General features: G+C 58.5%; 18 protein-coding genes and 1 tRNA gene. 6 read left to right on the top strand and 13 right to left on the bottom strand.

Annotated features, from left to right (window positions below; all coding sequences use genetic code 11):
* Positions 1-62 precede the first annotated feature (62 nt).
* The 6 genes from ACW55A_RS08370 to bglX all read right to left on the bottom strand — a co-directional run bounded on the left by ACW55A_RS08370 (position 63) and on the right by bglX (position 11,532).
* A complete protein-coding gene (locus tag ACW55A_RS08370) occupies positions 63-1,610 on the bottom strand; it encodes a hypothetical protein (RefSeq protein ID WP_498810903.1) in 1,548 nt (515 codons plus the stop codon).
* Positions 1,607-3,301 carry a molecular chaperone HscC gene (locus ACW55A_RS08365; protein ID WP_044308891.1) on the bottom strand — a complete coding sequence of 565 codons (1,695 nt, stop codon included), beginning with the start codon at positions 3,299-3,301 and terminating at the stop codon, positions 1,607-1,609. The genes ACW55A_RS08370 and ACW55A_RS08365 overlap by 4 nt, the downstream gene beginning before the upstream one ends.
* Before the next feature lie 166 nt (positions 3,302-3,467).
* Positions 3,468-5,729 carry a PAS domain-containing protein gene (locus ACW55A_RS08360; RefSeq protein WP_498810904.1) on the bottom strand — a complete coding sequence of 754 codons (2,262 nt, stop codon included), beginning with the start codon at positions 5,727-5,729 and terminating at the stop codon, positions 3,468-3,470.
* 337 nt (positions 5,730-6,066) lie between these two features.
* Positions 6,067-7,401: a sigma-54-dependent transcriptional regulator gene (locus ACW55A_RS08355; protein ID WP_044308889.1), complete on the bottom strand. Its 1,335-nt coding sequence runs from the start codon at positions 7,399-7,401 to the stop codon at positions 6,067-6,069.
* Between the two features lie 6 nt (positions 7,402-7,407).
* Positions 7,408-9,165 carry a sensor histidine kinase gene (locus ACW55A_RS08350; RefSeq protein ID WP_455808469.1) on the bottom strand — a complete coding sequence of 586 codons (1,758 nt, stop codon included), beginning with the start codon at positions 9,163-9,165 and terminating at the stop codon, positions 7,408-7,410.
* 69 nt (positions 9,166-9,234) lie between these two features.
* Positions 9,235-11,532, bottom strand: coding sequence for a beta-glucosidase BglX (bglX, locus tag ACW55A_RS08345; protein ID WP_060708217.1), 2,298 nt, complete (start codon positions 11,530-11,532; stop codon positions 9,235-9,237).
* 299 nt (positions 11,533-11,831) lie between these two features.
* On the opposite strand from bglX, the gene ACW55A_RS08340 reads away from it, so the two are divergent.
* Together ACW55A_RS08340 and ACW55A_RS08335 are read left to right on the top strand one after the other, a co-directional pair.
* Positions 11,832-12,545, top strand: coding sequence for a TPM domain-containing protein (locus ACW55A_RS08340; RefSeq protein WP_080376716.1), 714 nt, complete (start codon positions 11,832-11,834; stop codon positions 12,543-12,545).
* 26 nt (positions 12,546-12,571) lie between these two features.
* The gene (locus tag ACW55A_RS08335) at positions 12,572-13,189 is read left to right on the top strand and encodes a TPM domain-containing protein (RefSeq protein WP_003431360.1); all 618 of its coding nucleotides are present in this window, start codon (positions 12,572-12,574) and stop codon (positions 13,187-13,189) included.
* Positions 13,190-13,245: 56 nt separating this feature from the next.
* Here ACW55A_RS08335 and ACW55A_RS08330 read toward each other — a convergent pair whose 3' ends face one another.
* Together ACW55A_RS08330 and ACW55A_RS08325 are read right to left on the bottom strand one after the other, a co-directional pair.
* On the bottom strand, positions 13,246-14,199 hold the full coding sequence (locus ACW55A_RS08330) for an alpha-xenorhabdolysin family binary toxin subunit B (RefSeq protein ID WP_498810905.1): 954 nt from the start codon (positions 14,197-14,199) through the stop codon (positions 13,246-13,248).
* A 59-nt stretch (positions 14,200-14,258) separates the two neighbouring features.
* Complete coding sequence (locus ACW55A_RS08325; protein ID WP_498810906.1) at positions 14,259-15,482, bottom strand: alpha-xenorhabdolysin family binary toxin subunit A; 1,224 nt, start codon at positions 15,480-15,482, stop codon at positions 14,259-14,261.
* A 296-nt stretch (positions 15,483-15,778) separates the two neighbouring features.
* Here ACW55A_RS08325 and ACW55A_RS08320 point away from each other — a divergent pair, with 296 nt between their 5' ends.
* From ACW55A_RS08320 to ACW55A_RS08305, 4 genes are all read left to right on the top strand, one after another.
* Positions 15,779-16,999, top strand: a complete 1,221-nt coding sequence (locus ACW55A_RS08320; RefSeq protein WP_455808473.1) for a class I SAM-dependent methyltransferase — start codon at positions 15,779-15,781, stop codon at positions 16,997-16,999.
* A gap of 141 nt (positions 17,000-17,140) precedes the next feature.
* Positions 17,141-18,289, top strand: a complete 1,149-nt coding sequence (gene yiaY / locus ACW55A_RS08315; RefSeq protein ID WP_455808475.1) for an L-threonine dehydrogenase — start codon at positions 17,141-17,143, stop codon at positions 18,287-18,289.
* Positions 18,290-18,312: 23 nt separating this feature from the next.
* Positions 18,313-18,774: a GNAT family N-acetyltransferase gene (locus ACW55A_RS08310; protein WP_003431350.1), complete on the top strand. Its 462-nt coding sequence runs from the start codon at positions 18,313-18,315 to the stop codon at positions 18,772-18,774.
* Positions 18,775-19,278: 504 nt separating this feature from the next.
* Positions 19,279-20,145, top strand: coding sequence for a pectate lyase family protein (locus ACW55A_RS08305; RefSeq protein WP_498810907.1), 867 nt, complete (start codon positions 19,279-19,281; stop codon positions 20,143-20,145).
* A 133-nt stretch (positions 20,146-20,278) separates the two neighbouring features.
* Here the strand turns inward: ACW55A_RS08305 and ACW55A_RS08300 are convergent.
* From ACW55A_RS08300 to ACW55A_RS08280, 5 genes are all read right to left on the bottom strand, one after another.
* Positions 20,279-20,352, bottom strand: a tRNA-Gly gene (locus ACW55A_RS08300).
* Positions 20,353-20,510: 158 nt separating this feature from the next.
* A complete protein-coding gene (locus tag ACW55A_RS08295; RefSeq protein WP_455808687.1) occupies positions 20,511-21,392 on the bottom strand; it encodes an alpha/beta fold hydrolase in 882 nt (293 codons plus the stop codon).
* A gap of 126 nt (positions 21,393-21,518) precedes the next feature.
* Entirely contained in the window at positions 21,519-22,211 is a 693-nt protein-coding gene (locus ACW55A_RS08290; protein WP_455808688.1) for a pseudouridine synthase, read from the bottom strand.
* Positions 22,212-22,246: 35 nt separating this feature from the next.
* Positions 22,247-22,483 carry a cysteine-rich CWC family protein gene (locus tag ACW55A_RS08285; protein WP_455808689.1) on the bottom strand — a complete coding sequence of 79 codons (237 nt, stop codon included), beginning with the start codon at positions 22,481-22,483 and terminating at the stop codon, positions 22,247-22,249.
* A 41-nt stretch (positions 22,484-22,524) separates the two neighbouring features.
* The gene (locus ACW55A_RS08280; RefSeq protein ID WP_455808690.1) at positions 22,525-25,860 is read right to left on the bottom strand and encodes a dermonecrotic toxin domain-containing protein; all 3,336 of its coding nucleotides are present in this window, start codon (positions 25,858-25,860) and stop codon (positions 22,525-22,527) included.
* Between the last annotated feature and the right edge of the window lie 109 nt (positions 25,861-25,969).

Raw genomic sequence — 25,969 nt, 5'->3', positions numbered from 1 at the left:
GATTCTTGCCGATGGGGGCGCTCGCAGCAGGGCGTTCTGGTCGATTGCCGACAGAAGACCGCTCAAGCGCTCAGTTTGGAGGAGAGCAACAGCGCCGCCATGACGATGCTCAGCGTGCCGATGATCACCATGATCGTGTGCCTTGCATAAAACTGCCGAATCCTTTGCCGGATAGGCGCTGTTTGAAACAGGTAGCGATAAGGCGACACGGCGACCCACAGCACCGCCAGCACCAGATAAGCCAGAAGTGTCCGCGGGCCGTCGAGCACCTGGACAAGGCCCAGAAACAAAAAGGGGAGGCCATGCCGCAAGACCAGCGCCTGGGCACCGGGCCAGCTCAGCACCTTGGGCAGTAACTTGCTGCTCAGCCACGCATCGGCTGGCTCTGCCAGAACCATCAGCGGACGCCATATGCAGATGAAGATGAAGAAGCCGACGGTTGTCCAGAGTGGTGACAGGAACAGCACGAGGACCCGCGTTCCCGGATCGTACTCCACACCTTCAGGTGCCAGCGGGGGTGCCAGCAACGCCAGCAGAAACGCGCCTATGTAGACCCAGATGAGCGGCGTGAAGTCGCTCTGCTCACGCATGAGTTTCCAGGCGCTTAGGTCCGCTTCGGGGTAGCGCTTGAGGACGTCGGGGTAGTGAACGGTTAACTGCTCCTGAATATGCGCGCAGGCGTTCCACACCGAAGCGTCTTGCTTGACTGCGGTACGGATCCGCGCGGCCAGACGTGGCGGCTTGAACATCAAATGCGCGGCCTTGCCTTCGGCAGTGCTCGGTTTGGCATCGAGCAGGCGTTGCAGATGCTCGGCATACTCCACTTCTTCGTATCGCTGGCGCAGCGCCTGCCAGAGGTCTTCGGGACCGGGGTGGAGGTTTTGCTGCAGGTTCCAGCCAAATACCGCGCGCGTCTGTTCCAGCAGGTCAGAGGTCACAGGGTGGCTGGCAATCAGCAAGACCATGCACCTGCATTGCAAATGCTCGCGACGCTCCAGTTCTGTCAGCCAGGGCTGTTGTTCAAGCGCCCGAAGTTCTTCAATGAAGCGCGCATGCTGCCCGTTCTCGATGAGTGCGCTGAACGCTTCGAACGCCTCGCGCAATATCGCCTCTGCCAAGGCGTGCTGCTGGTAGCTGCTGATATGAATGCTTTGCCATACCGTCAGCCAGCGCAAATGCTGAAATGCAGCTTTGATCAACTCGACACGGCGCGCCGAGTCGTTCAGGCACTCCAGCAGCAACAGTTGTTGAAAGCGCTCCGCCTGTCCGTGCTCCATGGCGATCTGCTGTTGCTCGGGCAGATTCTGCGCAGTGGTCTGCCTGACCTGTTGAAGCCAGTCCATGCCATCGGGCTGCTCGATAACAGTCGTTGTCAGGAGGGGGGCAGGCGAGGGCTCAGGCAAAGGCTGGCGCAGCATGACGGGCGGGTCATCTTCGTCCGCGCGTGATCGTGCCAGCTGCAGCGCCTCTTCATAGGCATCACGCAGATTCTGGAAGGCTGCCGGGTCTTCATCAGGACGGTTGACCTTCAATAACCGGGCATATTGTCGTTTGATGCTGCGCTCGTCGGCATCGTTATTCAGCTCAAGTACGGACCAACAGTCGATCATCTTGCGCCCTGCTCGAACGTGTCGACTTCCTGTTTGAGTTGCTTGCGAATTTCGCTGATCTGCCGCTCGTCCTGCGTCTCCAGCACATGCTGAAACTGGCTGGTCCAGTGATCGATAAGTTCTCGATCGCTGCCCAGGCATTCCTGGTACAGGCGTTCAAGTCTGGCGATCAGGTGAGTGTTGGCCTGCTGTTCGCGTGGATGGACTTTGAGCGCTTCGAGTACCTGAAGGCGTTCCTGTATTTCATCAGGCGTCATCACGCCAGGGTTGTTTTCGATAACCAGCTTGTGACGTTCCCCGGTCAGCTGTGTCATCACATCGGCCTCCAGCAGGCCGTTGTTGTCATAGGTAAAGCGTACATCCAGCGCTACTTCGCCGGCCTTGGCTTTGGGGATCGGAATGATGAGCTCACCCAGCGCAATGTTGTCCTTGACCATGCGACTTTCGCCCTGAAAGATCCGCACCATGACGTGTTCCTGATCATCACTGACGGTCTGAACTGTTTTTACCCGGCTGACCGGTACGACGCTGTTGCGTTCGATAATGGGCAGGTAATGACCGCTTTCATAGCGATTGGCAATTTGCGCGATGGTCTCGATTCCCAGCGTGTAAGGGCATACGTCGGTGAGGACGATCTCCTCCAGCGCTGCGTCCCGCTGCTTGAGCGCCGCTTGCACCGCGGCGCCCTGTGCGACGATTTCATCAGGGTTGAGTGCGATGGAAGGGAAGCGCCCGAACAGGCTCGCGGCGAGCTTGCGGATCAGTGGCATCCGCGTTGTGCCGCCCACCAGCAGAATCTCATCCAGATCGGCGACGCGTATCCTCGCGTCTCGAAGCGCACGCTCGGCCGGAGCGCGCAGGCGGTTAAGCAGGGGCGCATAAAAATCGCTCATCTGCTCTTGAGTAATGGTTTTGCGCCATTCCCTCTCGGCGTGACGCAATACGAAGTCGGCACTTCCGTCCTGACCCAAAGCCCTGCGCACTCGCTCGGCTTCGCGCCGCAAGGCCGGGGCAATCAGCTCCGTTGACGGGAAGTCCGGCTCATCGCGGTGCAGGTTCACGAAGTGCTCGACCATGACCTGGTCGAAATCTTCACCCCCCAGAAAGTTGTCGCCCGCACTGGCACGCACTTCCATCACGCCGTCGAAGAGTTCGAGGATCGAGATGTCGAACGTACCGCCACCCAGATCGAAGACCAGAAACGAAGTTTCGCCTTCCTTCTGGTGAAGGCCATACGCGAGTGCCGCCGCTGTCGGCTCGTTGATGAGCTTCTCGACCTTGAGCCCCGCCAGCTCTCCGGCAATACGCGTGGCTTTACGCTGAGCGTCGCTGAAATAGGCCGGAACGCTGATCACCGCTTCCGTGACAGGCTCGCCAAACGCGCGCTCGACATCAGCTTTCAGGCTTTTGAGGACCAGCGAGGACAACTCTTCCGGGCGGTAAGTAGCAGAGCCCAAGCGAATTTCCTGGGCACTGCCCATGTAGCGTTTGAACAGGGCCGTGGTTTTTTCCGGGTGAGTCTGCAGTCGTTCGCGGGCCGCCTTGCCGACCAGAATCTGCCCGTCATCGTCCAGCCCGACAACGCTGGGGGTGAGAGTTTCACCCAGTGCGTTGGTCACCAGTTCACTGCTGCCGTCGCGCCATACAGCCACCAGGCTGTTGGTGGTCCCCAGATCAATACCAACGATCATCTCGAAAATGCTCCCTGCTCTAAGAGTGTTGCGATGTTTTGCGTGATTCTGAATCAATGCAACCGGTGTTGTCTTGGTTTTATGCGTGGGAAGTGCCGGGGTTCACTCATGCGTATCAGGCATTAGTGAATCCGCTGGCATAATGGATTCAGACCAATCCACACCATCAGTGCTCGCCGGTACGACTGACGGCCTTGTGCAGAATCGCCGCCAGATCATCTTTGGAATAGGGTTTCTGCAGCAGGTCGAAGCGGTGTGTTTCGTCCTGAGCGATCGTCGCGAACTCAGTGCTGTACCCGGTGGTAAGAACCACCGGCATCCACGGATAGCGCGCTTCGATTTCGGCGTACAGCTCCAGTCCGCTCATGCCCGGCATGGCGATGTCCGAGAACACCACATGAAAGTTTTCCGGGTTGCCGGAGAGCTCTTTCAGCGCCTCGGCGGCACTGCTCACCCAGAGCACCTGAAAGCCCAATTGCTCAAGCATCGGGCGTGTATAGGTGCCGATGTCCTGATTGTCCTCGACCATCAGCACGCACAGCCCTGGCAATGGGGGGAGGATATGGCGATTATCTTCCTGGATCACTTCGTGACGTTGTGCACTGGGCAGGCACAGCGTGAAGCGGCTGCCCTTGCCCAGCTCGCTTTCAACCAGAACTTCACCGCCCGACTGTTTGGCAAAACCGAATACCTGCGACAACCCCAGCCCCGTGCCCTGGCCGACACTCTTGGTGGTATAGAACGGTTCGAAGATCAGCCCCAGCTTCTCCTTGGCGATACCTGCGCCGGTATCGGTCAGCGATACCCTTACATAATCACCCTCACCGAGTGAAGCGGGCTGATCGTCGGCAGCACAGGCAGCGCAATCAACCTTTATGACCAACTTACCCGCGCCGGACATGGCATCGCGGGCGTTGACCACCATGTTGACCAGCGCCGTGTCGAACTGGCTGCCGTCGGCAAAGATGAAGCACGGCTCGGCAGGCAGGTCGATGCTGACCTGAATACGTGCGCCGGTAAGCGTGTCCATCATCTCGCCAATGCGCGCCACACTCTTGCAGACATCGAACACTTCCGGCTGCAAGGCCTGGCGGCGGGCAAACGCCAGCAACTGTCCGGTCAGGCGAGCGGCTCGGTCTACCGTGCTGGAAATGGCCTCGACATACTTAACGCGACGGGACTCTTCGAGGTTTGGCGATTTCAACAGGTCGCTGCAGGAGCGGATCACCGTCAACAGGTTATTGAAATCATGCGCCACGCCGCCGGTCAGTTGACCGATGGCTTCCAGCTTCTGCGCCTGGTGCAGGGCGTCCTGCGAAAGCCGCAACGCTTCATTGGCCTCTTCCTCGGCCTGAATGTCACGGCCGACGGCATGGATGAATTGTTTGTCCGGCACGGCAGTCCAGGAGATGGTCCGGTACGACCCGTCCAGATGGCGATAGCGGTTCTTGAAGTGAGGAATAGTGCGGCCGTTCTCCAGCCCGCTCATGGCGGCCAGCGTACTTTCCACGTCTTCAGGGTGCACCAGTGCCAGGAACTGGCTGTTGAGCAGTTGCTCTTCCGACCAGCCCAGAGCCTGATTCCAGGCCGGATTGACTGCCGAGACGATCCCGTCGAACTGCGCCACCAGCATCAGGTCGGTCGACAGCCGCCAGATACGATCACGGTCCTGGGTGCGTTCGATCACGCGCTGCTCGAGTGTCTCGTTGAGCGACAGCAACGCTTCTTCAGCGTCTCTGAGCTGGGTCATGTCTCGGGAAACACACAGAATCTTTTCCGGTTTGCCATCCTTGCCGAAAATCGGGCTGACCTGCACATGCCACCACTTGGTGGTGCCGGCCATGGTCTGCGCCGAGCCGGTGAAGCTGGCGTTTTGACCCGATCTGGCCGCTTCGACCGCAGCGATGGCGTCCAGATTGCCCTGGTCCTGCCAGAAGTCGGGCCAGGGGCAGCCGCGAATCGCGTTGAAATCGCTGACTTCCATGATCCGCTGGCCGCCTTCGCTCATGAAGGTCAGGCGCGAGTCGAGGTCCAGCACCTTGATGCAGTCGTTGATGCTCGACAGCACACGGTCCGTGAACGCTTCGTTCTCCGACTGACGGGCTTCAGCCATGACCTGCGAAGTGGTTTCGTTGACCCGGCAGAATACCCCCTCGATGAGGCCGCTATCGCCGTACAGTGGAGAATAGGACAGCGACCACCAGGTCTGCTCGGGTTTGCCATTACGGACGATGGTGCGCTGAATATTGTCGGATCGGCGGCTTTGTCCGGCCAGCGCGTGCTCGGCGAGTGGCCGCACGGCGTCCCAGGCATCGCCCCACACCGAGGCAATGGGTTGGCCCTGCGCCTGTCGTGCCGCAATGGGCAGCACCTGAGAGTAAGCGTCATTGAAGAACAGAATGTAGTCAGGGCCCCAGAGCAGGTACATGCTATCCGGGCAACTGAGCATCAGGTTCATTGAAGACAGTAGCGCTGCGGGCCATGCTTGCTTCGGTCCAAGCGCGGACGTAGACCAGTCCGTCTCTCGGATAAACCGACCCATTTCGCCGCCTCCCAATGGGAGGTCGAGGGGAGTATTCACGGTAGAAAATGCCCCATCTTTCGGACTGTCAAAGTGAGCTGAATAGCCAGGCGGGCATGATGTCATTATGCCTTGCCAGTATCCAGCCATCACGACCGCACATGGCCGTGACAGTATGCAGACCCGGCGCTGCGGGAAATGTTCGGTTATCGCCGGAACAAGCTGTACGGAATATGCGCAGCCCTCATTCGAGGAACGTTTCGCGTACCAGAGCATGGCGCTGCATCTTCTCGTTCAGCGTCCTTCGAGGCAGTTGCAATTCATTGAGCACCGCCTTGATGTCGCCTTTGTGACGGGCCAGCGAGGCGCGCAGGCATTGTGCTTCGAAGGCCTCCTGACGCGCCGCCAGCGAGTGCCCCGGCCATTGCGTATCAGGTTGCGGCAGGGCTTGCTCCAGCCCCAGGGCCTGGCGCTCGGCGGCATTGGCCAGCTCGCGCACGTTGCCTGGCCAGTCATGGCCGAGCAACTGACCTAGATGTGCGGCATCCAGCGCTGGCGCTTCCCGGCCTACACGTTCGGCGGCGGCGCGGGCGAAGTGGCTGAACAGTTGCGCGATGTCTTCAAGGCGCTCACGCAGCGGCGGCAGGCGCAGCTCGGCAACGTTGAGGCGGTAGGCCAGGTCTTCGCGGAAGCGCCCGGCACGCGCTTCTTCGAGAAGATCAGGCTTGGTCGCCGCGATGATTCGCAGGTCGACGTCGATACTCTGATTCGAGCCCAGCCGCTCAAGGCGCTTGTCCTGTAGAACACGCAGCAGCTTGACCTGTTGCGCCATCGGCATGCTCTCGATTTCATCAAGGAACACCGTGCCGCCGTGGGCATACTCCAGGCGACCGACGCGCTTGCCCTGTGCGCCGGTGAAGGCGCCGCTCTCGTGGCCGAACAGCTCGGCTTCGAACAGGTGCTCCGGGATGGCCGCGCAGTTGAGTGCGACAAAAGGTTTGGCGGCGCGCGGCCCAAAATCATGCAGGCAGCGAGCGACCAGCTCCTTGCCGCTGCCGGTCTCCCCGCGGATGATCACGTTGACCGGCAGTTGCGCCAGTTCCAGCACCTGGCGACGCAGGGTCTGCATGCCGGGCGATACGCCGAGCAACGTGGCGTCCAGGCGGGTTCTGGCATCGGCCTGCTCATGCAGGCGGCGGTTTTCCAGCACCAGCTGGCGTTTCTCGAGGGCGCGCCGCAGGTTGCTGATCAGGGTTTCCGGGCTGAAGGGTTTTTCCAGAAAGTCATAGGCCCCTTCGCGCATCGCCTCCACAGCCATCGGTACGTCGCCATGGCCGGTCAGGAGGATGACTGGCAGGTCGCGGTCTGCGCCTTGCAGCCGGGTCAGCAACTCCAGGCCGCTCATGCCCGGCATGCGCACATCGGTCAGCACGACGCCGGGGAAGTGCTCCGGTATACGGTCCAGGCACTCTTCGGCGCGGGCGAAGACCTGCACCTCGAACCCCGACAGCGTCAGCCATTGCTCGACGGCTTGCCGAATGGGCGCCTCGTCGTCTACCACGATGACCGAATTCAACATGCCGGGTCAGGCCTCCAGAAAGTCATTGGGCAAGCTGAACCAGAACTCGGCGCCGTCCGCATGGTTTTGCGCCGTCAGTTGTCCGCCCAGTTCATGAATGATGGCGTACGACACAGCCAGGCCAAGGCCCAGGCCGTCGCCTACCGGTTTGGTGGTGAAGAACGGATCGAAAATGCTCGGCAGATCCTTCGCAGCGATCCCGCTTCCGTTGTCCCTGACGCTGAGCCGCCACTGGTTGTCGACGGCGTCGATACGCACTTCAAGGCGCCTGGAGCGGCACTCGCGCATGGCGTCCAGCGCATTGCGCAGCAGGTTTATCAGTACCTGTTCCAGGCGGATGGCGTCGCCGCGCACCCATGCCGGACGTGACACATGCAGAACGCAGTCGACGTGCTCCTCGCGCAGGCGCGGGTCGAGCAGCAACAAGGCCTGATCGACCACCGTGGCCAGGTCCAGCCGTTCGCGCAGTCCGCTGGGGCTCTTGCGTGCGAAGGTCTTCAGGTGGCTGGTCAAGGCGGTCATTCGTGTCAGTTGCTGATCGACGGGAACCAGTGCTTTGCAGGCTTCATCGATTCGGCCCTGATCGAGCAGCAGCCGCAGGGTCGCCAGTTGCATGCGCTGGGCGGTCAACGGCTGGTTGATTTCGTGGGCCAGCGCTGCCGACATCTGCCCCAGCGCCGCCAGTTTGGCCGACTGCACCAGACCGTCCTGCGCGGTTTGCAGATCACGCGTGCGTTCTTGCACCAGGCGCTCCAGTTCATCCCGGTTGCGCTCTCTCAGTCGCGCCAGTCGCCAGCGCTGATAGAGAAACAGACTCAGAAATACCAGCGCCAGCCAGATACCCGCGGCGGCCAGTCCTGCATTGCGAACGTCCTCACTGGCCGCGGGCGGCTTGCGCAGCAGATGCAGAGTCCAGTTCTCATCCGCAAGGGGCAGCGACTGCCAGAGATAATCCGTGGTGCCGTCCGGGCCTTCGACACGGCTCAAATGACTGTTTTCGCTGAAGCTGTCGAGGACCCGGCTGCGTAGCGGTGACAATACCTTCTTGTCGTACTGGCGGGTGCGCAACAGGCTGGCACGATCTTCCACCGAGATTGGCAGCAGCTCGCGATAGCGCCAGCCTGGTTGATTGGCGATGAACACGATGCCTTTCTCATCGCTGACCAGCAGCAGGTCCTCACCCTGATCCCACTCCTGCTCAAGGCTCGGGAACTCCAGCTTCACGACCATCGCCCCCATGAACCCGCCGGTATCGTTCAATACCGCACTGGACAGAAAGTACCCTGGAATTCCGGTGGTCACACCGACCGCATAGAAACGCCCGGTGCCCTTGGCGCGGGTTTGCAGGAAGTAGGGTCGAAAAGCGTAGTTGTGGCCGACATAGCTATTGGGCGTGCGCCAGTTGCTCGCGCCAATCGCCAGACCCTGCCGGTCGAGCAACTCCAGCGTCGACGAATGAGCCGCGCTGTTGATCTTTTCTAGCTTGAGGTTGAGGGCGTTCTGCACCTCCCCGGTCACCGGGCCGCCCAGCGCGGCACGAATTTCGGGGTCCAGCGCCAGAACGGAGGGCAGGGCGCGATAGCGCTCGATCAGGGTGTGCAGGGTATTGGCATACAGTGCCAGCTGTCCTTCGGCACGCGCGGCATCTTCCGACATGGCGTGACGCTGCGCCTGACGCATCGCGAGCCCGGCGCACAGGGCCGCACCGGCCAGGATCAGCAGCACGTACAGGGTAATGCGCCAGTAGCGATGCTTGAGCGTCATGTCGCAGCCTGATCGGACCCTGTCGGCGCGTTCCCGAGCGAATGCTCACGAACGCGCCACGCGCAGGGTTTACAACAGATTGAAGGTCGCTTCTTTCACTGCTTGCGAGTCCAGACCGATCATGACCTTGAATTCGCCAGGTTCCGCCACGTGCTTGAGCTCGCTGTTGTAGAACTTCAGATCGTCTTCACTGAGGGTGAAGGTCACGACTTTTTCTTCTCCGGGCTCAAGCATTACCTTTTCGAAGTTCTTCAGTTCTTTTACCGGACGGCTGATCGACGCTGCCACGTCATGCAGATACAACTGCACAACGGTTGCACCGGCCACCTTGCCGGTATTCTTCACGGTCACGCTGGCAGTCACCTTGCCTTTGCGCGTCATGCTGGCGTCCGACAACTTGATGTCCGAGACGTCGAACTGGGTGTAGCTCAGGCCGTAACCGAACGGAAACAGCGGGCCATTGGGCTCCTCGAAGTAGTGCGAGGTGTAGTTGCCTGGCTTGCCTTCGTGATACGGACGGCCGGTGTTCAGGTGCGCATAGTAGACCGGCAGTTGACCGATCGAGCGTGGAAACGACATGGCCAGCTTGCCCGACGGGTTGTAGTCGCCGAATAGCACATCAGCCACTGCGTTGCCGCCTTCGGTGCCCGGAAACCAGGTTTCGAGCATGGCGTCAGCCTGTTCCTGTTCGTCGACCAGAACCAGCGGACGGCCATTCATCAGCACCAGCACCAGTGGTTTGCCAGTGGCCTTGAGCGCCTTGATCAGGTCGCGCTGTTTGCCCGGAATGTCCAGGCTGCTGCGGCTGGCCGACTCATGCGACATGCCGCGCGACTCGCCGACCACGGCAACGATCACATCGGCCTGCTCGGCGACCTTGACCGCTTCGTCGATCATTTCCTGCGCCGGGCGCGGATCGACCTCTACTTCCTTCTCGATGAAGTTCAGGTAGTTGAGGACGTGTTCGTTGTCACTGACGTTGGCACCGCGCGCATAAACCAGCTTGGCCTTGTCGCCGACCGCGTTGGCCAGCCCTTCATACACCGTCACCGACTGGTTGGGACGACCCGCTGCCGACCAGCTGCCGAGCATGTCGAGGTGACTTTGTGCCAGTCCGCCAATCACTGCGATGGTGCCTTGTTTCTTCAGCGGCAGTGTCTCGTTCTGGTTTTTCAGCAGTACCAGTGTCTTGCGCGCCACATCGCGAGCTTCGGCACGGTGCAGGCGGTCATCGGAATAGGTATCGGCAGGGTCATCGGCAGCGACGCCGATGCGGCCGTAAGGCGAGGCGAACAGACCCATGTCGTACTTGGCACCCAGCACTTCACGCACGGCGTTGTCGATTTCCTTCATGGAAACTTCGCCGTCTTTCACCAGGCCAGGCAACTGCTCGCCATAGGCCGCGTCGTTCATGCTCAGGTCGACGCCCGCCTTGATCGCCAGCTTGGCGGCCTCGCGGAAATCCTTGGCCACGCCGTGGTCGATCAGTTCCTTGAGCGCACCGTGGTCGCTGATGGTCACGCCCTTGAAGCCCCAGTCCTTGCGCAACAGGTCCTGCATCAGCCATTTGTTGGAGGTCGACGGCACGCCGTTGATCGAGTTGAGTGCGACCATGATGCCGCCGGCGCCGGCATCGATGCCGGCCTTGTAGGGCGGCAGGTAGTCCTGGTACATGCGCGTCATGCTCATGTCCACGGTGTTGTAGTCGCGTCCGCCTTCTACTGCGCCATACAGGGCGAAGTGTTTGACGGCAGCCATGATGCTGTCATTGGCTGCGACGTTCTTGCCCTGGAAGGACCTGACCATCACGTCGGAAATGCGTGACACCAGGTAAGTGTCTTCACCGAAGCCTTCGGAGCTGCGGCCCCAGCGAGGGTCGCGGGAAATATCCACCATGGGGGCGAAAGTCATGTCGATGCTGTCGGCACTGGCTTCTTTGGCCGAGACCCGGGCCATCAGTGCGATGGCGTCCATGTCCCAGCTGGCGGCCATGCCCAGGCTGATCGGGAAAATCGTGCGATGACCGTGAACCACGTCGTAGGCAAAGAACATCGGAATTTTCAGACGGCTTTTGGCGACTGCGGCTTCCTGCAGCGGACGATTTTCCGAACGGGTAATGGAGTTGAACGTTCCGCCGATTCTTCCGGCGGCAATTTCCTTGAGAATTTGCGGCTGTGGCATTTCCGAACTGATACTGATGAGTCGTAACTGACCGATCTTTTCGTCCAGAGTCATTTGTTTCATGAGTTTGCCGATGAAGGCATTCTTGGCTTGAAGCGTTGTATTGTCCGTGGCGGCAGCGGTCTGGGCCATCACCGACTGACTGGCCATACCGACCAGCAAACCTAATAAACACAGCTTATTCATGAATAATTTCTCAAGGCTTTTGTCAGTAACTCGCGTTTAATGTCCGACAGCCAGTTTTTGGGTTATGGACCTTTGGCGTTATGGTTCGCACGGGATGCAAGGATAGTTGCTATCCGCTTCACTGTACGAAGTCTCCCCAAGGTGTGTACGAAAATGGCGTTTTGATTGATTTTTGTACAGACCCTGTCGATCAAATAGTGACCGCATCAGGTGTTGGCGGTGGATTATGCCGGGGAACTTGTGTTTTGGCTAAGGCGTGTCGTTTCAATGGATTCAAAAAAACACCGGAGGTCTGGATTTTGAAGTCTGTTTCACAGTGGATGTTATACGTGGTGATGCTGTTGGGAGGGGTATTGCGTGCCGAGGCAGAGCCAGAAGCACTGGTTTTTCCGCCGATGACCGGCAGTGTGGTGGATGCCGCACAAATGCTCGACAGCCAGACTACGGTTCGTCTGGCGAGACTTCTAAGCGCCCACGAAAAGGCGACCGGGGAGCGTGTGGTGGTGGTGACCCTCGCGGATCTGCAGGGCGCGAGCATCGAAGAGTTCGGCGCTCGACTCGGGGACACCTGGGGCCTGGGGCTGCACGGCAAGGATGACAGTGTTCTGCTGGTGGTCTATCGCGACAAGCGCAAGGTGTTCATGGAGGTCGGTGGAGCGCTGAAGGATCGTCTCAATGACGCCCAGGCTTCTCTGATCATCGACATGCTGATGACTCCGGAGTTTGACGACAACCGGTTTGCCGTCGGTATAGAGCGCGGTACACGTGCGATCATCGCGGCACTGGGCGGGCAGATCCCCGATTACCCCGAGCCGACAGGTCAGATGTCCGAATATGACGAGCAGACCAATGACGACCAGGTCTGGCTGATCGGTATCGTGTTGACCCTCATCGTTCTGGGGATTGTAATCATCAGCGTCAGAAGGAGCGGCGTCACCCGCCCCTCACGTGAAAGAGCCGCTGATCGCAGTGGTGGACGTTTCGGCGGTGGCGGTGCTTCCGGTAACTGGTAGTTGATTGATTCGGGAATGAGGGAACCATGGCTTTACTGAACAAAGACGAGCAGCGGCAGGTTGCCGAAGCGATCGACCGCGTCGAACAGCGCACTGACGCCGAGCTGGTCACGGTGCTGGCCTCACGTGCCGACGACTACGCCTACATGCCGCTGATCTGGGCCGGGCTGATCGGCCTGCTGCTGCCGGGTACGGTCAATTACTGCTTTCAATGGCTGAGCGCTGACGAGTTGATGCTGGCGCAGATGAGCACGTTCATTATCGTGGCGCTGGCGTGCCGCATCCCGAAAGTATCCGCCTTGCTGGTGCCGGTCTCGGTCAGACGCTGGCGTGCCGGCAACCTCGCGCGTCGGCAGTTCCTCGAACAGAACCTGCACAAGACCCATGACGGCACCGGCATTCTGGTATTTGTCAGCGAGGCCGAGCGTTATGTCGAAATTCTGGTCGACCATGGCATCGCCAGTCGTCTGCACGACGACACCTGGAAGGCGATGGTTGATGTGTTTACTCAGCAGGTTCGGGACGGGCAGATTCTGCAGGGATTTCTGGGTTGTATTCACGCCTGTGGCGAGTTGCTTGCCGATCACGTTCCTGTGACTCATGGCAGGAATGAGCTGCCCAATCGGCTGGTGGTGCTGGGGTAAGGCCAAAAGGCAGGTGTCGAGTTTATCGACACCTGCCTTTCTTGAACCCGTGCGGGTCAGACGATACGCTTTACGTCGTAAAACGATTTTATGTAAGTCTGCAGTTGTTCGACCTGCTGGCTGATCAGCGTCGAAGTATCAACGGGCGACGTTATCTGATCCAGAAAATGGTAGAGCGATTGATAAACCTTTTTCGCCTCTTGTACCCAAAGCGCTTTGCTCTGCGCAACGCCTGCGAGCGCTGTCAACTCATCGAGTTTTTCTTTGATTGCCTTTGCTTCCCGGGTAGCCGTGCGGGAATCGTCGAGCAGAGCGTTATAGCGCGACCTCAGTCGGTCGCGTTCTTCAATGAGGTCAAGGTATTTCAAGGCGCTGCTGACCTTGTCGAGTAATTTTCCGAGTCTGGCAATCCCGGCGTTGACCAACTCAAGTTCCGGCGATGTCATGTTGACCAGCTTGAGTTCCTCCGGAGTAGGCAGCATTTCCTTGAACACATCGGCAAGGTTGTATTTTTCAAATGTCGTGATCGTTGTATCAAGCAGGCGTCGGTCTGCAGCGATTAAAGCCATTGCGCTTTCCAGCGTGGCTGAGCGCTGGGTTATGCTGTCGATCTGTTGCTGGAGTGTTTCCAGCAAACGATTATTTTCCAGCGTCAGGTTGATCTGCGCCATATCATCGCTGTGTCCGGCAATCGCTTGAGCGCTGCGGCGCACCACGGCGGTCAGATTCGATACCTGCCGAATGCGCTGCCCGTTCAGCTGGCTGATCGCTTGTTGTTTCTGTTTGTTGCTGAGCCTTGTGTCGGCTTCAATCAGTTGTTGTTTCTGATCGATCGACTTCAGGTATACGTTATTCAGCTGTACGGTGACAGTGGCCAGTGCCTGGCTATAGACCTTGTCTGCACTTATCAAGGCGTCCTGAAGCGGCCGCATTTTTTCTTTCATGACCGGCAGAAAGTCCAGCTTCAGCGCGGTCACGTGCGCAAGAATATTCTGGCGGGCGGTTTTCATGACTTCAGTGTCAGGCGGGGTGAGGATCAACAGCTCACCCAGGGTTTCAGTGCTCATGATTATCGTCCTATTACAATGACGGGTTGCTGTTCGCGTTTAAACTGATCCAGCGCACTATTAAATATCTTCAATAGCTCAGTCGTTTTGCCTTTTATTTCCAGCCACGGCATGACAACGCCGTGAAACTGCATGGCGAAAATCAGCAGTGCCTGATCGTCTCTGATCGCTGCCAGTTCGTTTGCGGAACTGTCTATGTAGGCGGCCAATAGGGCCCAGAGGTCTTTCAGGTGAGTGGCGCCCTTATGAGCGTCCAACATGCGAATATACATATCATCAAACAGCAGTTGCAGGCTGCGCACGGCGGCTGCCAAGGGGATTTTTTCCTTGAGTATTTGAACTTTCTGACGCTTGGACGCTACCATTCGATTTTTTTCTTTTCGAATTTTTTCCGCGTTGGCGCCAAAAATACCTCCGGTTATAGCGACCCCGATGGGGCCGCCGAAAACACCCCAGGCAATATTATTCAGTGTGTTTTTATACTCTTTGTTTTTCTGCTCGATTTCTCTCGTCAGCTGTTCGATATCTTGTTCCAGCTCCTTGATTTGCTGGTCCAGGTCCGAGCGCGTTGCCAGTTTTACCTTGTCATTGATGCCGGGAATGAGCTGGACGCTCAGAACGGTGCTGAACGTATCGATGTGTTGCGCCAGCGTTTGCGCAGCGTGCTGATGGTTTTTTATTTGTGACGCGGTGTTCTTCAGAAATTCGGCCAGCGTGACACAGACCCTCTGATCAGTTTCACCCAGAGGTACCGGAGGCGTGTTGCGGACCTCTTCAATGGATAAATCGGCAACGGTCAGATCCAGCTGTCTGGCAAAATCCATCTTTTCAATGTAGTTGATGATCTGCTGACCCTGCCCCGAGAACTGTGTGGCAAACAGGTCAATGTTGGTTCCGGTGTGCTTGATGCCATTCTCGATCCCCGACCAGCTTTTGCCGTGACTGTTAATGGCCTTGTAGGTCTTCAGCATGTCTTTAGGCTCAAGCCCGGGAATGCCACTTTTGGTAAAACCCAATTGCTGTTCGACGCGAGCGAGTGACGTGGGGATATTAAGAGCATGTCGTTCGTAACGCTTCAGGCTAAGAATGTCTTCCTTGGTTAGAACAAGGCCGGCGCTTCGGCCACCACTTTTTTCATCATCAAAGACAGCGTTCAGATACTCTAAGGGTTTCAAGGTAATCCGAGCGATGTTTTCGTTTTCCAACAGGGCTGCTTGACTCAACATAATGCACGTTCCTTGTGCGAGTTATTCCAGTAGAACAAAGGACTCTAGAAGTGTGTTCTGATTGTCTGTAATCAGCCAAGGCGACTATAAAGATGTTTGTATGCCGTGCAAGTAATGGCGCGTCGTTTTTGACAAGGATTACTTTACCATTTATGTGCGTTTCTTCAGGGCGTGTACGACCGCGCGAACAGTGTGTGTAGTCCCTGAAAAATAGGGGTGCCCATGACGCTCTGACGCGCCTAAAATGCCGGTCTGATTTTTCGAGTCCCGGACGGGACGCTTGAGGCACATTTTCAATGTCAGTCATTACCTCCACGTCACCCATCGCTGCGACTGATCATCGCGCGCAGTTCCTTGGCCTGCTGGAGACCAGTCTGCTGCAGAACTCGTTGATCAAGCTGGTCCTGGCCAAATACGTGGGTAGCGAGGCCGATCTGCAGCGCGTTATCATCAAGCCGCTGACCGTCAAGGAACAACCGTGCCTGAGCTTCGTGTATCGCTACAAGACTCGTGACATCACCAAGAATTTTTCGCTTGCTGAAGCAGTAGCTGTTATTGCCAGCCTGATCCCTGAATCGTTCAAGAACGCGCACCTGTTGTCGCTGACCGACGAGGTGCAGCTGGAATACAGCAAGAAGGGCAAGACCACGCTGTTCAAAAGCAAGGCGCAGCAGGAGCGTCAGGCCCCTTCAGCCGGGCATGACCGCGAGAAGAAGCGCTACCTGGAACTGACCCGGCCGTTCCTGACCGACTTGGGTGTGACCAATCGCCAGCATGAGCTGATCCCGGCCATGTCGCGCAAGTGGAAGCAGATCAACAAGTTCATCGAAGTGTTTTCCCATGCCTTGAGCTCATCGCCACTCAAGCTCGATCAGCCGATCAAGGTCGCGGACTTTGGCTCAGGCAAGGGCTACCTGACCTTCGCCATTCACGATTACCTGTGCAATACCTTGCAGGCGCAAGGGCAAGTGACCGGTGTCGAGTTACGTGAGGACATGGTTACCTTGTGCAACAACGCTGCGGCGGGCCTTGAACATCCCGGCCTGACGTTCCAGCACGGTGATGTGCGTACTGTCGCGCCCAGCGCGCTGGATGTGATGATCGCGCTGCACGCCTGTGACATCGCGACCGATTACGCCATTCATATGGGCATTCGTTCCGGTGCCTCGATCATCATGTGCTCGCCGTGCTGCCACAAACAGATTCGTCTGCAGATCCAGAGTCCTGCCTTGTTGAAACCGATGCTGCAATACGGTCTGCACATGGGCCAGCAGGCAGAGATGGTCACCGACAGCCTGCGCGCGCTGTTGCTGGAGGCATGCGGTTACGAAACCAAAGTGTTCGAGTTCATCTCGCTGGAGCACACCAACAAGAACAAGATGATCCTCGCGGTCAAGCGTGCCGAGCCGGTCGATCCGGCCCAGTTGCTGGCACGCATTCAGGAGCTCAAGACGTTCTATGGCATCAGCGAGCAGTGCCTTGAAACGCTCCTTGAGGCGGACGGTTTCATCCGCTGAAACAGCCACCCTGCGCCAGCAGACCGAACAGTCTTCGACCAACGGTCTGCCAGTGGGCTGCTTCGTTGCTCCAGGTCAATGGTTGTACCTCGCGCAAGGCGGATGCTTGAGCTATCTCCAGGCATCCCACGAGGGTCCGTCATGATCAGCACTTTTTTCATCCCCGCTGTGAACATCATCGGCACTGGCTGCATTGATGAAGCCATGCTCGCCATACGCAACTACGGATTTCGCAAGGCCCTGATCGTCACGGATGTGGGCCTCGCCAAGGCAGGAGTGGCCAGTCAGATCGCCGGGCTGCTGGTGGAGCAGGGCATCGACTCGGTCGTGTACGACGGTGCCCGCCCCAACCCGACCATCGCCAATGTCGAGAACGGCCTTGCCTTGTTGCAGGAGCGCCAGTGCGATTTCGTCATCTCGCTGGGCGGCGGCTCGCCCCACGACTGCGCAAAAGGCATTGCCCTGTGCGCGAGCAATGGAGGGCATATCAGCGACTATGAAGGCGTCGACCGTTCGGCAAAACCGCAGTTGCCGCTGATTGCCATCAATACCACCGCCGGAACCGCAAGTGAAATGACCCGCTTCTGCATCATCACCGACGAAGCCCGGCACGTAAAAATGGCGATCATCGACCGCAACGTCACGCCGCTACTGTCGGTGAATGACCCCGACATGATGGTCGCCATGCCCAAATCGCTGACCGCCGCCACCGGTATGGATGCTTTGACTCACGCAATCGAAGCCTATGTCTCCACGGCTGCCAACCCGATCACTGATGCCTGCGCGTTGCAGGCCATGGCGCTGATCGCCAACAATTTGCGCGACGCATTCAACAACGGGGCAAACATCACTGCTCGCGAGAACATGGCCTATGCCCAGTTCCTGGCCGGCATGGCGTTCAATAACGCCTCACTGGGTTACGTGCATGCCATGGCGCACCAGCTGGGCGGCTTTTATGATTTGCCTCACGGTGTGTGCAACGCGGTACTGCTGCCACATGTGCAGCGCTTCAACGCCAGCGTCAGCGCTGCACGCCTGACCGACGTTGCACACGCCATGGGCAGCAATATCCGTGGGCTCTCTCCGGAAGAAGGCGCCCAGGCGGCCATCGACGCCATTCGTGCATTGTCAGCTGCCGTGGAAATCCCGGCAGGCCTTGCTACGCTGGGCGTCAAGGAAGAAGACTTCCCGATGCTGGCCACCAATGCCCTGAAAGATGCCTGTGGCCTGACCAATCCGCGTCCTGCCGATCTTGAGCAGATTCAGGATATATTTCGCCAGGCACTTTAATTCTTTCTGCAAAAAGGCTCGCAATGGACATGCTTCGGCCCTACACCCTCGCAGATCGTGAGCGTTGTCTGGATATCTTCGACACCAACGTCCCACGCTACTTTGATCCAGTGGAGCGCAAGCAATTTGCCAGTTTTCTGATGGCTCCGCTGGGCCAGTACTTTGTCGCCGAGCGTGACGGCGAGGTTGTTGCCTGTGGTGGCTATCTGGTGTTGTCAGACCCGGAAGTGGCAGAGCTGACCTGGGGCATGGTCATCAGCGATCGCCACGGCAGCGGCCTTGGCAGATTTCTGACCGAGGCCCGGCTGCAGCGCATGCGGTCTTTACCGGGCGTCACCCGAGCCTTTATCGATACCAGTCAGCATGTTCAGGGGTTCTACTCGAACCTGGGCTTTGCTGTTGTCTCGGTCGATGTCGACGGGCATGGGCGCGGGATTGACAGCGTCAGGATGGAGCGAGAGGTTTTCGTGAGCGAGGGTGCCTGAACGGCGGCTGACCAGCACCATGGAAGCGGAGCAGGCCAGGCCGCAGTCCGTTTAGCATCCAGATTGTCCTCGCGATTCCCGCGAGCATGACGGGAAGCTCAACCGATGACGCCCCCTGCGTTCTCTTTTGCAAAGCGGCTATCTGAAGATCGCTGCCACTCTGGTTCTGCTCCTGTCGGGAGCGCAATGCTTGCGCGCAGCAGACATACCTGATGGCTTTGCCAAGGGCGTGACCGGCGGAGGCTCCGCTGCTGCCGTGCATCCCTCCACGCTGGATGAACTTCGATCAGCGCTCTGCTCGTCTCATGACTCACACGGGGTCTGCACCGATGACACACCGCGAGTGATTGTACTGGACCGCACGTTCGACTTCCGCACGAGCGTGATTGCCAACGGCAATACAACAACCACTGAGCCTGGCTGCGTCGTGAAACCTTGCCCGCAGGGGGGGAGCAACTTGCACTGAATGGTGCGAACAACTTCTGCCAATCAAGGCCGCCCGTTATGGTGACCTACGATAACGCGGGGCTGAAACCACTGAAAGTCGGCTCCAACAAGACATTGATCGGGCTTGGCGACAAGGCAGGCATTCAGGGCGCTGGGCTGTTCATTGGCGACGGCGCGCATAACGTGATCGTTCGCAACCTGACGCTTTCGGATATCAATCCACGTGTCGTATGGGGCGGCGATGCGCTGACCCTGAACAAGGCTGATGGCGTCTGGATCGATCACAATACCTTCGCGCGGATCGGCAGACAGATGATTGTTACGGGCTGGGGCTCTGCGTCACACATCACCATTTCCAGCAATGAGTTCGACTGCCGAACGCCTTACTCGTCTACCTGCGATGGCCATCATTACTGGGTATGGCTGTTCCTCGGCAGTCAGGACATGCTGACGCTGTCGAGAAACTACGTACACGACACCTCCGGCAGAGCACCGCATTCAGGCGGTATGAACAATGCGCAGGTTCTTGCCCAACTGGTCAACAACGTCTTTCAGCGTATGACCTACCAAGGCGCAATCATGTCGCGGACCTCATCTTCACAGTTGCTGGTTGAAGGGAACGACTTCGAGAACGTAGCCCACCCACTGTTCAACGATAAGGATCAGCCAGGTACGGCATTCGCCTTGTTCGATCCGGTTTCAGCGGCTGCAAACAACGTGTGCATGAGCGTGATCGGCAGGCCTTGTGTGGCGAATCGGCAACAGGATAGCGGCGACGACTATCGCCCGCAGGACGCCTCTGCCCTGCAGGCGTTCCGCGAGTATCGGCAGTACCTGGTGGTGCCGGTTTCGGCGCAAGAAGCCAAGGCGCGGGTGCCGGGAGAGGCGGGGGTGGGGAAGGCCAGTGCCGGTCTACTGCGATGACTTCGATGTTTGAGTTGCATTGACGTGTTTCTGGGTTTTGCTATCTGAGAGTGGAGGCGGGGAGAGGGGGAGTTTTGAACGGCAAGGGGGAGGAATTTCAGGAGTGCAGAGCAGATTTTGTGAAAGACTGAAATGGAGCGGGTAGAGGGAATCGAACCCTCAACTAAAGCTTGGGAAGCTTTCGTTTTACCACTAAACTATACCCGCTCTGAGAGCTGCTCTGAGCGGCTGACTTTGTACCAGAACCCTGCCCTGATTTGAAGCGCTAATTTCACTGCGCAGCGCTTTGCCTCCTGATACTCACCCCGAAAACCAACCGCCAGATGATACTGCTGCGCAGCTGACGGTGGCTTCGTGTGCGGTTTTCAGAAGGTCAGGGACGGGTAGTCCTGAGCGCGGTTATGGGCGTTGCGTGGCGTCTGTGCCGGTTGCAGAAAATTCATCAGCACCTGTTTCGAGTCACGGCAGGCGGCCTTGTGTTCCATGTCCAGAAAGTGGCCGGTAGCGTCGATGGTGCTGAAGCAGCAGTCGCGCAGGTATCTGGAGAAGTGGGCGGCGTCGTTTGCGCAGGTGTATTCGTCCAGGGCTCCGTTGATGAACAGCACGGGGACGGTGATGTTCTTGCCTGCGGTCAGGTAATTGTCCGGGTCGAGCTCCAGGACCTGGCTGAAGTGGTAATGCATCTGGTTATACTCGTGAGCATCCAGGCTGCTGATATGACGGAAATTGAAGCGCTTGAACAACGCAGGCAGATGCTTGCCGACGGTGTTGTTGATCAAGTGGCCCATGTCATAACGGCTATGCGCGCCCAGGTGCGTGATGCCGTGACACAGGTAGTCATGCATCTTCTCGTTGATCACTGGGGAGAACGAACTGATTACCGCGCTTTCGATGCGTTTTGGCCGATGCGCCAGGGCAACCAGTGTGGCCGCGCCGCCCCATGAGAACGACAGCACGTGCTCGGCGTTGAAGTGATCGATCAGTTCCAGCAACAACTGGCCTTCTTCCTCCCGGGTCAGTGGCGCGCCATGCAGGTTGTGCGGTTTGGATTTGCCTGAATAGGGCTGGTCGTAAAGCACCACGTTGAAGGTCGGGTAGAGATTGCGGACGGTCTGGGTAAATGAAGCGGTGGTGGCCAATGAGCCGTTGACCAGAATGATGGTCTTGGCGGCGGTATCGGTGCGATAGAGTTCGGTATAAACCCGAAACTGTCCTTGTATGTCGAGCACTGCTTTTTCTGGCGACATAGGTGTCACTCCTGGCGTAGACAGGTATGCGTACCTATGACGTTGCACAAGTTTCGTGACAGACAGGCGATAGTCGATCAAAAGCCTGTGCCGATCCGACCAGCGTTTGTCAGGCGGCCATGACGTTCAAAACAGGTCGATTTCCCCGACGTTAAGCGCGCGGTAGCTGCCGGGGGGCAGGTCGTGGTCCAGCGCCAGCGCGCCGATGTTTTCCCGATGCAGGCGCAACACTTTGTTGTCGAAGTGGCCGAACATTCGTTTCACCTGATGATAGCGGCCTTCGACAATGCTCAGGCGCGCACTGCGCGGCCCCAACAAGGTCAATTGCGCCGGCTGTGTGGTGATGTTCTCGAATGCGAAATACAGGCCTTCGGCAAACTTCGCGGCGTAGCGCTCGTCGATCGGTTGCTCGGTCTCGACGTAATACACCTTGGGCATTTTGGTCTGTGGCTGAGTCAGTCGTCGCGACCATTGACCATCGTTGGTTAGCAGCATCAGGCCGGTGGTATTGAAGTCAAGCCGTCCGGCGATGTGCAGTTCGTGCTTGTCAGGCTCGTCCAGCAAGTCGAGCACGGTCGGATGCTGCGCATCGCTCGTCGCGCTGACACAGCCTTCGGGTTTGTGCAGCATGAAGTATCGGGCAGCTTTGCCTGCCTGGAGGATTTCTTCTTCAAGCGCCACACAACTGAATTCGCGTACTTCGTGATGCGGGTCGCGGGTTGCCTGGCCGTCTACCTGCACTCGTCCGCTGGCCAGCGCCAGGCGCACTTGTTGACGATTGAAGCGTGGCAGGTTGCTGAGGAAACGATCAAGGCGCATGGCAATAACAGCGAGCGGAGTATGGGGTGCGCATCTTACTCTGTGGCCCGGCGTGCCTGTGGACTTGGCGCTGCATCTTCGATCCCGGCGCAGCGCGGGCACAGACAGGCCTTGTCGCGAAGGTTATCCGGCAGCGCTGCCAGCAATGCAGGGTCGATGCTTTGCGAAAAGCACCAGCAGGGCTGGTCCACGGTGCGCGGATCGGCCAGGCTGCATTGGTTGCTGAAGCCGCACAAGGGGCACAGCGCGGTGTCAGGGGAGACCGTTGTCATGTCGGAGGTAAGTGCCGTGCTGGATGATCGGGGTGTTTGGTTCAGGCCATATTAGCAATCACCGAGCTCGCTGTCGGGGCATGATAGACGGGTGAACGGTTCATCAGCGCCGATATCGCCGCACACCGGCAGTGCACCAGCAATATTCTGTCGTAATGGATGCCTTGAATGGATAGGCTTTCGAACAGGTCGGCCAGCGATGGTGGGGGCATGCCAAAGCGATTGCGTACTGTCAGAACATCCATCGGCGTCGGCGGGAACCAGCCGCGCAAGGGCGACGCCCGCGAGTTGCCCACCACGCTTGCGATCTCGTCATAACTCTCGCTGGTCGTCGTCTGAAACTTGGACAGGCTGTAGTTCTTCAGTCTGCCGGGCAGCGAAGTGCCTGCTATCAGCTTGTTGGTGAGAAGCAGGGGTTCAAGCGGCGTGGGCTGCATCACGCTGTGCACTGCCGTGTTGGAACGTGCGAATGGCCGGGCATCCTTGTTGACGACCCGATGCAGTTTCGGGTCCACCAGTTCGTAGCCATGCGGCGCGTAGGTGCGAATCTCCGTGCCATTGGGGATCTTCACGGTTCGGGACCACGGCGTGTAGTACCCGTGGCTGCTGACCACCAGAGTGCGCGCCTGACCTCTGTCCGACGTCCATAAAAGGAACCTTCTACCCAGCTTCCAGGCATGGACCTGCAACAGGTTTGACGAGACGGCAGTGCTGACAGTCCAGCGTTTGAGCAGGGCGTCGGTGTGAAAGAACTTCTCCAGCCGGGTCTGGCGCGGTGTGACAAACTGCCTGCGCAACGGTCGTGTGCCGAAGGCCCGGTCGAGCGTAATCGCTACGGTTTGGGAACTGCTCACGGCAGGTTTTACGATTCGGCTCAGTGAGCGCAGCATCCTTGGCGTGTGCGGAGCCAGTTGCAGCAAGCCCAGCGTTAGCGTGGCCAGCAGCGCCTGGTTTTTCTCTGCGTAACGGCTGCCCGGCAGATGCGTTGCGGTAATAGCCAGCGAGGTGATGCCAATCTCTGTCGCCAGGGAGGCGACAAGCGCAGGTGTCAGCAACAATGACATCGGCACCAGCAGCCGCTGTAATTGCTGAAGCCGTTCGGTCCAGTCCGCCAGTGTTACCTGCGTCGACGTGACGATCTGATCCTCTGCGTCATCCAGTGCGTTCTGCTTGAGCAGTTGGTGCAGAAAAGCGAATGGCGTGTCTTCCAGCCTTTTTTCACACAACGACTGGCTCATGGCCTGGCGCGTGTCAGGGTTGTAAAGCGCATCGGTCCAGGGGCGAAGGATGGAAACGGGCGGGTTGGGCGCCTGTGTCCCGGCCCATAATTTGAGCAGGTAGTCCAGGCGCTGGTGATGGCGGCGGGGAACATAGCGCATGACCGTCTCACGCCATTCTGGATTGGCTGCTGCCCGGTTCAGATGCAGCTTCAGCGTCGTGTCATCTGCAAACTCGATGAACGCATCGGCATGTCCTGCCTGATAAAGCACGTTCGGCAAGCCCGGCTGCTCAAGTACCAGCAGGCCGGTGTATTGCTCCTGCATGCCGTCGGTCAACGCGCCTTGAACGAAAAAACCGAGTGACCGCCATTGATCGGGCGCAGCCGGCGCAAGGGTTTCCACGAGCAGATCGAAGGTGCCGCGCGTGAGGCTGCCGCGCTTCAGGCTGATCAGCGCCTGGCTGATGAACGTGGTTCTGAACGCCTGTTCTATGGGGGCTCTCTGCTGATCCCAGAAGTCGTGGATGCGCTGAGTCATCCAGGTCAGAAAGTCGAAAGCTCTGATGTAGTCCTCGAGCGCCTGCGGGCTGATCTCCAGTACCTGACCCTGCTCATTGTCGCCCTGTCCGGTGGGGTCGAAAAAGACCACGGTACCGCCGCCGTGATCGTTGTAGCCAGCAGGATGATCGACTCGATAATTGCTCATCAGCGCCTCGCTCAGGCTGATCGGCCTAGGGTCGGGCGTGTGCACATACGTAGGCGGCAACCGGGGGTTGCCTAAGGGGTTGCTCGAATAGCCAGGTTGATAAGCAATGAACACCTGCTCGGGGTTGAGCGTCAGCGCGTGGTTTTCCTGCAGATAGTTCGCCATGACCTGGCCGGCCATTTTCGACGCAACCGGGATCTGCTCCAAAATGCTCGGCTGTGTCTGCCACAGGTCGGCTGCACCTGCCAGCGCCAGGCCGCGAGCGACTGGCCTGAGCAGGTCGAGCGTGCTGCGCGTGTGGCTGTCGGCAAGAAGCCCGGCGAACGAAGCCTGGGTCAGTGCGCTGAACAGGTCGCCTTCGATCAGTGGCGCCTCGACAACGATGCCGGCGTGCTGCTCAAGCGAAAGAAATACCTGGCCGTAGAGCCCTGAGGCGTTCATGGCCGTCAACAGCCGCTTGCTCATCTGGCGTGGATCATCGCTGATATATTCGATGACGTTACCCTTGGCACCCAGAATGTGAATGAAACAGTGCGACGTGGTTTTCGAGCTGATCTGAAATATCCCCGGCACCTGTTTGCCATTCAGCGTCAGGACCCGGACCTCGGATTTTTCACCTCGTCCGCTCATGCTGATCGTGTCGGTGTCGACGGGAGACCGGTCAAGTCCCATGGCGTCCCGCGCCAGCCAATAACCGTCCCGGCTGATGTGCCTGTGGTTGAGCTGCCGAGCCAGGTTGTCAAGGAACGCCAGCCGCGACAAGGTGCGCCAGGTCGCCTCGTGGCGGGCTCTGAACGCCTCCAGTACGGCGTTGTAATTGCGTTTGAGCGGCAGCTCGCCGATCAGCTTGAACATTCGCGCCGTGGTCAGCGCTGGCGTGTCTTCGCATAGTGAAAAGTCGGCAAGGGTGCTACGAGACAGCGCCTGGAAATGCGCGGGGTCGAAACTGGCCAGCGCTACATCGGTCAGCGACAGGCTGACGCTGTAATGCTCGTGTCCATTGTCGTCCACAGCAGGTCGGTCATCATCGCTGAAGGTGATTTGCAGTACGTCCGGGTCGAGTGCCTTGCCGCTCTGCTGCCTGAGCAGCGTGGTCAGGTGCTGGCGAACGTAATCCTGTCGGGTCGGTGGAAAGTCCATGTCCAGTTGGCAGGCTTTCAGGAGCAATGTCGAGTCGGCAATCAGCCGGAAACCTGCGCTGCTACGCATGGCTCTGAGTTGACGTTCGATGTGTGGCGCGGCGTCTTCCGGCTCGCTTTCTTCGGCTATCGCAGGCAACGGCGTCGGTTCGGGCGCTGAAAAGCCGTCTGGCAGGATAAACGGCGCCGACGCGTTCAACGTGTCGTGCCTGCTATTGCTGTGCTCGGGGCGCAGAATGCTGGTTTGTTCCAGCAGCAAAGAGGACGGGTGAAACAGTGTGTCCTGACGAAGCGGACTCCAGATGGGATTCATGACGTGCGGTCAAAATGAGTGAATGCCCATTATTTCGGGAAGCGCGATGTGGAAGGTCATAACTATGTAGTGCGACTGCTCGTCACGTTGAAAGAGCGAGGCGGCACGT

The organism is Plantibacter cousiniae (nom. nud.), from assembly GCF_977070315.1.
This window is presented reverse-complemented; position numbering and strand designations above follow the sequence as displayed.